Source organism: Streptomyces sp. NPDC047315, from assembly GCF_040643215.1.
GTDB lineage: Bacteria > Actinomycetota > Actinomycetes > Streptomycetales > Streptomycetaceae > Streptomyces.
This window is the reverse complement of the sequence record NZ_JBEYTZ010000001.1, coordinates 422167-433449: the sequence shown is the minus strand read 5'-3', so window position 1 is coordinate 433449 and position 11283 is coordinate 422167. Positions and strand designations below refer to the sequence as shown.

The window sequence follows — 11283 nt, the reverse complement described above, 5'->3', positions numbered from 1 at the left end:
GTGGGGGTGTTGGCCGGGGGTCGGGCGGCGCGGGGTTTTTTTCCCCCCCCCCCCCCCCCCCCCCCGGGGGGGGGGGGGCCCCCCCCCCCCCCCCCCCGACGCCCATAGCCGTACCTCTGCGGGCGCATTGTGGCTGCTCGCGCAGTTCCCCGCGCCCCCAAAAGCCCTCGCCGTTTCCCCGCGGGACCGTTGCTGTCTGCGGACCATGGGTGGCTTGTCGCGCAGTTCCGCCCCCCACGCCCAGAGGGCGTGGGGGACCCCCAGCGCCACCTGTTTCGCTGCCCCGTCACTTGTCTGCGGGCCGGGCGAAGGCATTTAGGGGCGCGGGGAACTGCGCGCACAGCCACGATGCACCCGCAGAGAACAACAGTCCCGCAGGAAACGGCGAGGGCCTTTAGGGGCGCGAGGAACTGCGCGACAAGCCCACCACCGGGCCGCAGGCCGGGAACGGGACCGCAGGGAAGCGGCGCCTGCGGTCAGGCGTGGAGGAGGACCGGGAAGGATTCCAGGTCGTTCTGGGTGAGTACGGGGAGGTTGCGCAGCTCATCCGTGGGGACCGCGAGCCGCAACCCCGGGAAGCGGGCGAAGATCGCCGGGAGGGCGACCGTCGCCTCCAGGCGGGACAGCGCCGCGCCCGGGCAGATGTGCGGGCCGTGGCCGAAGGTCATGTGACGGTTCGCTCCCTCCCGCGTCACGTCGAACGCATTCGCGTCCGCCCCGTGCCGCTCCGCGTCCCGCCCGATCGCCCGGTACGAGACGACGAGCGACTCGCCCTTCTCGATGACGAAGCCGTCGACCTCGACGTCCTCCGTCGCGAAGCGCATCAGCAGGTGCGTCACCGGCGGGTCCCAGCGCAGGGTCTCCTCCACCACCGCATCCCACGACACCTCACCGGCCAGCACCAGGGCCAACTGGTCGGGGTGGGCGAGCAGTCCGCGCACCGCGTTGAGGATCAGGCCCACCGTGGTCTCGTGGCCCGCCCCGATCATCGCGGTGAGGTTGCCCACCACCTCGTCCTCCGTCAGCCGCGCCCCGCCGTCCTCCGCGAAGATCAGCGCGCTGGTCAGGTCGTCGGTGGGGCGCTCGGTCTTCTCCCGTACCAACGCCCGGAAGAGGTCCCACAACTCGCGGTGTGCCGCGAGGCGTTCCTCCTGTGAGGTCGCCAGTGAGAAGAATCGTTTCCACAGCTGCATCTGGTGCGGGATCGTGTCCTCCGGCACCCCCATCAACGTGCAGACCACGCCCATCGGCAGCGGCTGGGCGAACGCGGTCTTCAGGTCCACCCGGGCGCCCTCGCCCCGCTCCCGCGCGGTGCGCGCGACGGCCGCCACGTCCGCCAGCAGCTGCTCGGTCAGCCGCTCCACCACCGGCCGCAGCGCGTCCAGCCGCCGCGGGGTGATCGCCTGCGCCGTCTTCGCCCGCAGCCGCCGGTGCTCCTCGCCGTCCTCGGTGAACATCGAACGGCCCGGGTCCACCATCGCGATCAGCGGCCACTCGCGGGTCACCGCCCCCGACTGCCACAGCCCCCACGCCCCGATGTCCTTCACCAGCCGCGGGTCCGTCAGCAGCCGACGGGCCACCGAGTGCCGGGTGACCGTCCAGGCGGGCGCGCCCAGCAGGTCGATGCGTACGAAGGGACCGTCCGCGCACAGCCGCGCGGTCTCCCCGGCCAGGTCGCGCACCAGGGGGTCGAGGACGACGGCGGGCGCCACGGCGGCGCGGGCTGGGCTCACGGACGGTCTCCTGTCGGGGGAATCGGCGTGAAGCGTACGGGCACGGCCGTCATCCCCCGCAGGAAGGACGACGGGCGCCGCACCAAGGTCCGTGCGGGCACCGCGAGATCGAGGTCGGGCAGTCGGTCCAGCATCACCTCGATGCCCGTCCGGGCGATGATCTCAGCGATTTCCTGCGCCGGGAAGGGGCAGCGGTACTCCCCGTGGCTGAAGGAGAAGTGGGCGCTGTTGCCGCCCTGCGACGGCGCGAACTGCTGTTGGATCAACGGATCCGCGTTGGCCGCGGCGAGGCCCAGCAGCAGCATGTCGCCGCCGCGGAGCTGCCGACCGCTCAGGAAGGTGTCCCGGGCCGCCCACCGACCGGCCAGGATCTGGGTGGGGGTGTCCTCCCACAGAACCTCGTTCATCGCCTGCCCGATGCTGTGCCGACCGCCGCCGAGCGCCGCGGCGAACCGGTCGTCGGTGAGCATCAGCCGGATCGTGTTGCCGATCCAGTCGGCCGTCGGCAGGAACCCGGCGGCCGTCACGTCCTTGACGTTGAGCATGACCTCTTCGTCCGTGAAGCCCTCGCCGTTGGCGAGCATCCAGGACACCACGTCCTCGCCCGGCTCCGCCCGCTTGGCCTTCACCAACCGCTGCATCTGCTCCATGTACGCCAGGTACGCCTGCTGCGCGCCCTCGCCGCCGTCGGCCAACTCGCCCAGCACCCGGGCCAGTACGATGCCCTCCTCGTCCGGGAAGCCGACGATCCGGGCCAGCGCCAGCACCGGCAGCGGCTTGGCGAACTCCGCCAGCAGCTCCGCCTCGCCGCGCCCGCAGAACGCGTCGATCAGCTGATCCGCCAACTCCTCGCAGATCCCGCGCAGCTCGACCGGGTCGACCTCCTCCAGCGCGGCCCCCACCAAGATGGCGTGCCGACGGTGCGCCTCGCCGGCGGTGAAGTAGATCGACGGCATGGGCTGGCCGATCATCGGGCGCAGCGGCCAGTCCGCGGGCACCCGGTCCCACTGGTTCCACAGGCTCGCGTCCCGCGGGAACAGCTCCGGGTCGCTGGTGACCTGGTGCATCTCGCTGTAGCCGATCACCAGCCAGGCGGGGAAGCCGCCGGGCAGCTCGACCGGGACCACCGGGCCGTGCTCCCGGCGCATCTCGCGGTACAGCTGGTGCGGGTCGGTGTGGAATCGGGGGCCGCTGAGCGGCACGGCGCCGTCGCCGGCGTGCACCGGGCAGCCGCCTTCCCGGGCGGGTTCTGGGGTGGTCATAAGGCCGTCTCCGAAGTGCCGACGAGGGATTGCAGGTGCTGGACCAGCGAGATGAGCACGCTCTTGCTGGAGTCGCGCGAGCGGGCGTCGCAGTCGACCAGCGGCACGTGCGGATCGAGGTCCAGGGCCTCCCTGATCCGCTCGGCGGAGTGCGGCGGGCCGCCGAAGTCGTTGCGGGCCACGATGAACGGGGTCCCGTGGTGCTCCAGCCGGTCGATGGCGTACCAGGAGTCCGCCAGCCGACGGTCGTCCACCAGCACGACCGCGCCCAGCGTGCCGCTGAAGAGCCGGTCCCACAGGAACCAGAAGCGCTCCTGTCCGGGCGCGCCGAACAGGTAGAGCACCGTCCGCTCGTCCAGGCTGATCCGGCCGAAGTCGAAGGCGACCGTGGTGGCGGACTTGTCCGGCACCGCCCGCAGGTCGTCGACGTACTGGCTGGCCTGGGTCATGGTCTCCTCGGTGTTCAGCGGCCTGATGTCGCTGACCGAGCGCACCAGCGTGGTCTTGCCCACCCCGAAGCCGCCGACGATGACGATCTTCAGCCCGTTGTCCGCCGTACGGCTCAGCGGGGTGCGGGATGCCTGGCGCGGCTCGGCGCGGTCAGAGTTGCCGGAGTCCAACGAGCACCTTCTCCAAGGTCGCGTGGTCGGGGAGCCGCGAGGACGACGCGGCGGTCCGCGGATGGCGGACGGTGATCCGGCCCGCATCCAGCAGATCGGACAGCAGGATCTTGGTGATGCTCACCGGTAACCGCAGCTCCGCCGCGATCTCCACGACGGCCACCGGCAGCCGGCACAGCCGCAGGATCGCGGCGTGCTCGGACTGCATCCCGCGGGCCGGCTCGCACTCGCCGACGACCAGCGTGACGAGGTCGAAGTCGTCCCGGCTGGGCCGGCTGCGGCCCCCGGTCAGCGTGTAGAGCCGATCCGGGTTCTCGTGCCGGGAGAAGCGGGCCGCGCCGCTCATTCCGCGGCGCCCGAACCGGGGCCGGAGCGGGGCGGCGCGCTCAGGTGCTCGCCCAACTGCTCGACCAACTCAAGCATGTTGTGACCGACCAGGCCCGCGTCGGCGTCCTCGGCGGCGACCACGGCCACGTGGCTGCCCGCGCCGGCCTCCGCGATGAACAGGATGCCGCCGTAGAACTCGGTCATCGACTGGCGCACGCCGCCGGAGCCGTCGCCGAACTCCACGGAGGCGCCGTGCGAAAGGCTCTGGATGCCGGCGGAGATCGCGGAGAGCTGGTCGGCCCGGTCCTCGCTCAACTCGGAGGTGTGGCAGAGCTTGAGGCCGTCCCGGGACAGCACCAGCGCGTGCCGGGCGCCGGGCGTGCGCTCCAGGAGTCCTTCCAGCAGCCAGCCGAGGCCAGTAGCACCGGTGGCGGATGCGGTCATCGGTCGTCCTCCGAGAGGGGAGATGCAGTGCGTACGGGGGGTGTCTCCGCGGTGCCCCGGGCGGGGTCGGAGCCGTCGGCGGCGCCGTCCTCCTGACCGGTGACGGCGCGCCGGAAGGCGCCGAACCGCGCGCCGGCGCCCGCGGAGCGCGGCCGGGCCGTCCCGGACGTCGGGTCGGGCTGCCGCGGCACGGCGGAGGTGGGCAGTCCTTCGGGGTGGGTCGCCGCCAGCGTACGGCCGCGGCGCCGCTTGGGCAGCGCGCCGGCCGCGGCGGGGCGGGCGAGGTCCGCCCGGTCGTGCTCGGTGCCGCGTTCGTGCCCGCGGTCGGGGTCGTACCCGGCGCCGCGGTCGCGTCCGCGGTCGAGTGCGCGGCCGGTGTCGCGGTCCGCGGCGGCGGGGCCGCCGGCGGTCACCAGCGGGCGCCGCAGCGCCGCCGGCTGCGGCTCCTCCGGCCTGCTGCGGGTGATCAGCTCCTGCGGGATCATCACGACCACGCCGGTGCCGCCGATCGCGGACGGCCGGAAGGAGACCGTGAGGCCGTGCTTCTTCGCCAGCCGGCCCACCACGGCGAGCCCGAGGCGGGTACCGGCGAGCGTCGACAGGTCGCCGGCCTCGCCGGACACCGCGCGCTCCGCGCGGCGCAGCGCGGTCTCGCTCATCACGAGCCCGCTGTCCTCGACGGTGATCACCGCGCCGGCCGGCACCTCCGCCACGTAGCCGTGGACGTCGGTGGTCGGCGGGGAGAAGTTGCAGGCGTTGTCGAGGAGTTCGGCCAGCACGTGCATCACGCCCTCCGCCGCGTGGCCCGCGACGGCGATGTCCGCGACCGAGCGCAGCCGGATCCGCTGGTAGCCCGCGACCCGGCCCATGGCGCCGCGCAGGATCGACTCCATCGGGATGGGCTTGGCCCAGCGGCGGCCCGAGCGGGCGCCGCTGAGGACGGCGATGCTGTCGGCCAACCGGCCCGCCTGCGCCGTGCGGTGGTCCAGGTGCAGCAGGTCGGCGAGTACGTCCTCGTCGTCGTGCCGGTGCTCCATCTCCCGCAGGTCCGCGAGCATGCCGGTGGTCATGGCCTGCATGCGGCCGGCGGCGTTGGCGCACGCGGCCATGGCCGCGGCCCGGCGCTTCTCGCCCAGGGACGCCTCCCGGGCGGCGGCGGCCCGCCGGCGCTCGATGTGTTCCGCCTCTTCGGCGACCGCGCGCAACGCGCGCTGGTACGCCGGGTTCGCCGGGGCGGGCACGGAGGAGAGCGCCGCGAGTGCGGGTGCCCCCTGTCGTACGGCCGCGAGCAGCGCGGGAACGGACTGCTCCGCGAACCGCTCGGCCTCGGCGGCCAGTGCGGCGGCGTGCGCGCCGGCGCGCCGGGCGCGTGCCCGGTGGACCAGCATCGCCACCAAAGCGGCGCAGATCAAGAGGGCGGCGACTGAGGCGACGCCGATGACGGCCATCAACTGCTCCTCGGGCACGGGGAGACGCGTGCGGAATTGCTCAACTCCCGGGACCTTATAGAACAGATGACGGCTCCACCAGCGACATCAATGGACAACCTCGGTCGTTCGGGGGCGGAAGCGGTGGGCGCGGGGAGGCGGCGGAGGGTCGACCGTCGGCGTTTCGGCCGTCAGTGGCTTCATCACAGCGGTGATACCGGCATTAACGCACCGTGTCCCCGCGCGGCGGCGCGCGACCCGTTGTCGGGCCGCGCGCCGGACGTGTGTCATCTCACGTCAGCTCACGTCATCTCGCGTCGGGTGTCTCACCGCTCCTTCAGGCGCAGTACTGCGCTTCCTTGCCGATGGAGCGGTACATGCAGTCCGCGTTCTCCAGGAGTTGCAGCACCGCGTCCCGGTTGCGGCTGGTCTCGCGCTCGATCACCTCGTCCGGCGGGTAGAAGCCGCCGCCGCCGAAGCCGGTCGGATAGAGCTCGAAGGTGTAGCCGAAGATCTTCTGGTTCCCCCACAGCCAGTCGTCGATGGACCCGTCGGTGACGTACAGGTCGCTGGACTGCTGCGGCGTGAAGCCGTTGCTGGCGGCCATCTTCTGACCGATCGCGGCGAAGGCGTTCCGGTCGTCCTGCGTCATGCCGGGCGCGGTGTCCGCGGTGGTGTAGCCGTACGGCCACAGCACCAGCTCGCTGTAGGTGTGGAAGTCGATGCCGGCGGTGATCTGCTGCTTGCCGCCCACCACCCGGCCGCGCACGAAGTCGGCGACCACCTTCACCTCGGGCGCGGACTCGGCGGCCCGGCCGCGGTAGGTCTCGGAGCCGGGGTTGGTGGAGGAGCCGCCGCAGCAGCCCCAGCGGAAGTTCCAGTTGCGGTTGAGGTCGGTGCCGACGGCGGTCGAGCCGGTGTTGGGCTGCCGGTTCTTGCGCCAGCTGCGGTACGAGCCGGTGGCGATGTCGTACTCGCTGCCGTCCGGGTTGAGGGAGGGCACGATCCAGATCTCCCGGCCGTTGACGGCGTTGGTGATCCTGGAGTCCGTGCCGTAGTCCTCGCCGAGTTCGCGCAGCAGGTAGAGGGCCATCTCCACGGTCAGGTGCTCGCGCGCGTGCTGCTGCGCGGTGAAGAGCACCTCGGGCTCGTTCTCGTCGACGCCGACGTTGTCGCTGACCTTGATCGCCACGATGTCGCGGCCCTGGTGGGTCTTGCCGATGACCCGCTTGTTCATGATCGTGGGGTGCGCCGCTATGCGCTGGTCTATGGCCGCCGTCATCTCCGCGTAGTTGTGGTAGCGGGAGTCGGCGGGCGGGAAGTCCAGCGGGCGGACGTCGGCGCCGGCGGTGGCGCCGCGGGCCGGGGGCCCGGGCAGGGCCGCGAGCTCGTACCCCAGCGCCCTCAGCCGCTTCGCCTGGGCGGCGTCCGCGCTGACGACGACCGAGCGGGCGTCGACCTCGTCGATCGAGACGCCGGTGGCGGCGAGCGAGGTCCGCTCGGCGACCCCCGTGACGTCCTTGACCTCGTACTGGGTGATCCGCTCGGCGGCCTCGGCCGCCGCGGTGGTGCGCGCGGCGGAGCTGTTGCGTGCGTCCGACGGCTCCGGTGGTGCCGCGTTGGCGGTGAAGGGCGCGGTGAGCGCGAGGGCCAGCAGCGCGGTGAGCGCCGCCGTCCGCGCGCCCCGGCCCTTGCCGCGGGTGCGAAGTCCCATGCTGTCTCCTGGAGGTGAGGGTGGGGGTGCCAGCACCGCACATGGTGAAGCTCTGACATGCTCCGGTCAATACGGCGTCCGACGGTGAACGCGCAACAGCGCCACCGGGACAGATCGGTGGCGCTGCTGGGTGTCGTACGGCCCCGGGCGTGGGGTTGGTGGGGCAATGCGTACGACGAGTTCGCGACGGTTTCGCCGTGCGGCGGGCTGAGCTGTGGCGTCTGCGGCCAGTCTGCGGCCCAGCGCGGTTTCGCCGTGCGGCGGGCTGCGGTGTGGCGTCTGCGGGCCGGTGCTGGGTTGCTCGCGCAGTTCCCCGCGCCCCTGTTTCGCTGCCCCCGTCATTTGTCTGCGGGCCGGGCGAAGGTCTTTGGTGCGCTGGGGGTCCCCCCACGCCCTCTGGGCGTAGGGGGCGGAACTGCGCGACAAGCCACTTACCGGCCCGCGGAGACCAACGCCACCCGCAGGGGCTACGGCGGGGCCGTCCAGACGCGCAGGGGCACGTGTCCGCAGGGTTGCGGCGGCACACACCCCTCGCGTCCGGCCCGGAGGGCTACGGCAGGTTGTGGACGTGCGGGCCCACGACGTTGGACCACGCGTTGCCCGCCGTCGCGTCCCAGTTGATGGACCAGGTCATCGCGCCGCGCAGACCCGGGTAGGTCTTCGTCGGCTTGAAGTTGCCGCAGCTCGTGCCCTTGGTGAGGCAGTCGAGCGCCGCGGTCACGACCGACGGGGAGACGTAGCCGCTGCCGGCGCCCCGGCTGGAGGCCGGCACCCCGATGCCCACCTGGGACGGGTCGAGGCCGCCTTCGAGCTGGATGCAGGCGAGCGCGGTGAGGAAGTCCACCGAGCCCTGCGAGTACACCTTGCCGTCGCAGCCGAGCATCGCGCCGCTGTTGTAGTACTGCGTGTTGACGACGGTGAGGATGTCCTTGACCGCCGTCGCCAGCTTGAAGTACTCGGTGCCGGTCGACTGCATGTCGAGGGTCTGAGGGGCCATCGTCAGCACCATGTTCGTCCCCGCCTTGGCCGACAGCTGTCGGATCGCCTTGGTGAGGTACGTGGAGTTGATGCCGTGCTCCAGGTCGATGTCGACGCCGTTGAAGCCGTACTCCTGCATCAGGGCGTACGCGCTGTTGGCGAAGGCCGTCGCGGAGGCGTCGCTGTTGACGGTGACGTTGCCGATCTCACCACCGACGGAGATGATCACCGACTTGCCCGCCGCCTTCTTCGCGGCCACGTCCGACTTGAACTCGGCGGCGTTCGCGTAGCCGAGCGCCGGGCTGAGGTTGAAGGTGAGCTCGCCCGGAGTGGTGGTGGCGTCCGCGAAGGCGACCGCGATGATGTCGTACTGCGGGTTGACGTCGCGCAGCTTCTGCACGGTCGCGCCGTTGTTGAAGTTCTGCCAGTAGCCCGTCACCGCGTGCTTGGGCACCACGGGGTTCGGGTTCTGGCCACCGCTCTGGGTGCGCGCGGTGACCGCGGTGGACTTCGGGGACTCGCCCTTGGAGTTGGTCGCGGTCACCTCGAAGCTGTACGAGGTGTTCGCCGCGAGGCCCGTCACGGTCGTCGACGTGCCGGTCACCGAGGAGACCTTCACGCCGTCCCGGTACACGTTGTAGCCGGTCGCACCGGTGGCCGCGGTCCAGTTCAGCGGGACCGTCGAGGAGGTGGTGGTCCCCGCGGTCAGCCCGGTGGGCGCATTGGGCACGACCGGGTCGGGGTCCTGTCCGCCGCCCCCGTCGGGGCCGAAGACGGAGACGTCGTCCACGTGGTACGCGCTCTGGCCGAACCAGCCGTGCGTGTACACCGTCACGGACGTGGTGCTCGCGCCGGTGCGGAACGTGGTGGAGAGCTGGTTCCAGCCGGTGCTGCCGGGCGACCAGGTCGACACGTCCGTGGTGCCGGTGCCGGTGGCGCCGAGGTAGACGTAGCTGCCCTGGACGTAGGCGCTGAGCGTGTACGTCGAGTTGGGCTTCACGGCCACGGTCTGGCTGCACCGGGCGTTGTCCTGGCCGGCGGGGGTGGCCTTGAGCGCCGATGCGCCGGTGCGGACGGGGGTGGACGTGTTCGCGCCGGTGCCGCCGGAACAGGACCAGTTGGTCAGGCCCGACTCGAATCCGGCGTTCTTCGCGTTGTTGACGTCAGCCGCGTGGGCCGGTGCCGCGGTGCCCAGGACGGTGAGGCCGGCGCCGACGGCGAGCGCAAGTGCCCCGCCGAGCCATCTGCGCGGACGTCTGGTGGGTTCCACGTACTGCCTCCAGGAGTGTGGGGGGTGGGGGTGGAGGAACCGAAGAGGTGCGTGGGGGGGTGGGAGCGGGGGACGCGAGGAGGAGGTGGACCGGAGACGGCGGCCCCCGCTGGGCGTAAAACTGGTCCAGACCAATAGGGTTGTCAAGACCTCGGGCATCGATTCGTGCCCGACGGCGGCCCCTCGGTGCCGAGGTGGCGGCCGGCGCGACGACCGGCCGTGCGCTGGCCGACATGCGACGGGCATGCAGTCGGCACTTCGGGGGCAATCGGGCGCCCCACTCCGGGGCTTACGATGACTTTCGGCCAAAACCCTGGCGTGGAAGGGAAGTTTCCCGCCGCACGCCCCGCACCGGGGTGGACGCCGACCCCCGCATAGGGGAACATCCGGGTTTGGTCCGCTTTGGCATGAGCGGAGCGTGCTCGCAGCGCGGCTGTGAGTTCCAGCAGGGTGTTCTCTGGCTCTGACGTCGTGGATAAAGTGCTGCCCAGGAGCAGCGAGCAGTACGTATCCGCGGTCACGGAACCCCCGGAGACCGTTGTCCGAACGGGGAACCAGCGTGCCGACCGCAATAGCTGTCACCAGCGCAGATCTGGTGCTACCGCCGATGGATCCGCACACGCCCACGGCCGCGCTGCTCGCGTCGCCCGACGACGCCCCGCTGGAGAGCGCCCTCACCGACATATCCGTACTGCTGGAGCAGTACGGATATGTCGTCGCCCTGTATCCCGCGACGATTCCCGTGGCGCACGAACGGCGCCTGCACACCGTGCGTTCGGTGCTGGAGAGCAATCGCATCGCGCTGCTGAAACTGGACCTGCCGCCGCTCGCCGTCGCCGTACTCGTACGGCAGCTGCGGCAGTTGTCGATCTGCGACTTCGGCGCCGGAATAGTCGCCTCGGCCGCCCGGCTGCTCTCGCACTACGTGCACGCCGGCGCCGTACTGCATTCCGTGGCCCGGCTCGACCGGGTCCCGGTCACCTTGAAGTCCCACGCGAAGTCCTGGGTCCCCGGCGCCCAGTTCGGCGTGCTCGCCCACCCGACGCCCGAGCTGGTCAAGCTCGGCTCCGGGGCGGGCGGCGCCGGTGACCTGCCGTCGCAGCAGCTCACCGGGCCCGACTTCGCCACCCGTCTGGTGGTCGCGAAGGGCCAGGCGCAGACCGACTGGGTGACCGGCACCCTCGCGCCCCAGTGGCAGGTCCAGGGCGTGGAGGAGGTCCCGCTGCCCGCCGCTTCGGCGACCTGGTGGGGCACCGGGAAACTCGTGGAATTCGCCGCCTTCCTGCCCGACGTCTCGATTCTCTACCAACTGGTCTCGTCCGTCCGCAGAGAGGTGTGCACCTGGTGCGGAATCGAACTCATCGGTGACGTCTGCGTTTTCTGTTCGGCCCCGCTCGCCCCGGCCGCGAACGGCCGCCACCTCGATCAGGGGCAGTTCCACCATTCCGGTGTACCGGGCCGCGGCACGCCCGCAGGCTGACCCCCTGCCACCCCTGCCACCTCTGCCA

9 protein-coding genes are annotated in these 11283 nt (G+C 71.8%); 1 reads left to right on the top strand and 8 read right to left on the bottom strand.

Annotated elements, in window-relative coordinates:
- Positions 1-476 precede the first annotated feature (476 nt).
- The 8 genes from ABZ842_RS01880 to ABZ842_RS01845 form a co-directional block, all read right to left on the bottom strand.
- Positions 477-1733, bottom strand: coding sequence for a cytochrome P450 (locus tag ABZ842_RS01880; protein ID WP_361529924.1), 1257 nt, complete (start codon positions 1731-1733; stop codon positions 477-479).
- Positions 1730-2995, bottom strand: a complete 1266-nt coding sequence (locus ABZ842_RS01875) for a cytochrome P450 (RefSeq protein WP_361529921.1) — start codon at positions 2993-2995, stop codon at positions 1730-1732. The genes ABZ842_RS01880 and ABZ842_RS01875 overlap by 4 nt, the downstream gene beginning before the upstream one ends.
- Positions 2992-3615: an ATP/GTP-binding protein gene (locus tag ABZ842_RS01870; protein WP_361529918.1), complete on the bottom strand. Its 624-nt coding sequence runs from the start codon at positions 3613-3615 to the stop codon at positions 2992-2994. The genes ABZ842_RS01875 and ABZ842_RS01870 overlap by 4 nt, the downstream gene beginning before the upstream one ends.
- Complete coding sequence (locus ABZ842_RS01865; RefSeq protein WP_361529915.1) at positions 3596-3961, bottom strand: DUF742 domain-containing protein; 366 nt, start codon at positions 3959-3961, stop codon at positions 3596-3598. Before ABZ842_RS01865 ends, ABZ842_RS01870 begins: the two co-directional genes overlap by 20 nt.
- Complete coding sequence (locus tag ABZ842_RS01860; RefSeq protein WP_361529912.1) at positions 3958-4386, bottom strand: roadblock/LC7 domain-containing protein; 429 nt, start codon at positions 4384-4386, stop codon at positions 3958-3960. Before ABZ842_RS01860 ends, ABZ842_RS01865 begins: the two co-directional genes overlap by 4 nt.
- A complete protein-coding gene (locus ABZ842_RS01855; RefSeq protein ID WP_361529909.1) occupies positions 4383-5834 on the bottom strand; it encodes an ATP-binding protein in 1452 nt (483 codons plus the stop codon). The genes ABZ842_RS01860 and ABZ842_RS01855 overlap by 4 nt, the downstream gene beginning before the upstream one ends.
- A gap of 316 nt (positions 5835-6150) precedes the next feature.
- On the bottom strand, positions 6151-7527 hold the full coding sequence (locus ABZ842_RS01850; RefSeq protein ID WP_361529906.1) for a M14 family metallopeptidase: 1377 nt from the start codon (positions 7525-7527) through the stop codon (positions 6151-6153).
- A 550-nt stretch (positions 7528-8077) separates the two neighbouring features.
- Complete coding sequence (locus tag ABZ842_RS01845; protein WP_361529903.1) at positions 8078-9775, bottom strand: glycoside hydrolase family 18 protein; 1698 nt, start codon at positions 9773-9775, stop codon at positions 8078-8080.
- A 607-nt stretch (positions 9776-10382) separates the two neighbouring features.
- Between ABZ842_RS01845 and ABZ842_RS01840 the strand changes: the two genes are divergently transcribed.
- Positions 10383-11255, top strand: a complete 873-nt coding sequence (locus ABZ842_RS01840; RefSeq protein ID WP_361530008.1) for a hypothetical protein — start codon at positions 10383-10385, stop codon at positions 11253-11255.
- Positions 11256-11283 lie beyond the last annotated feature (28 nt).

Excerpts from the sequence above, each read along its gene's own strand:
- ABZ842_RS01875 (WP_361529921.1), bottom strand. The coding sequence starts at position 2,995 with ATGACCACCCCAGAACCCGCCCGGGAAGGCGGCTGCCCGGTGCACGCC.
- ABZ842_RS01860 (WP_361529912.1), bottom strand. The coding sequence starts at position 4,386 with ATGACCGCATCCGCCACCGGTGCTACTGGCCTCGGCTGGCTGCTGGAA.
- ABZ842_RS01855 (WP_361529909.1), bottom strand. The coding sequence starts at position 5,834 with ATGGCCGTCATCGGCGTCGCCTCAGTCGCCGCCCTCTTGATCTGCGCC.
- ABZ842_RS01840 (WP_361530008.1), top strand. The coding sequence starts at position 10,383 with ATGGATCCGCACACGCCCACGGCCGCGCTGCTCGCGTCGCCCGACGAC.
- ABZ842_RS01865 (WP_361529915.1), bottom strand. The coding sequence starts at position 3,961 with ATGAGCGGCGCGGCCCGCTTCTCCCGGCACGAGAACCCGGATCGGCTC.
- ABZ842_RS01850 (WP_361529906.1), bottom strand. The coding sequence starts at position 7,527 with ATGGGACTTCGCACCCGCGGCAAGGGCCGGGGCGCGCGGACGGCGGCG.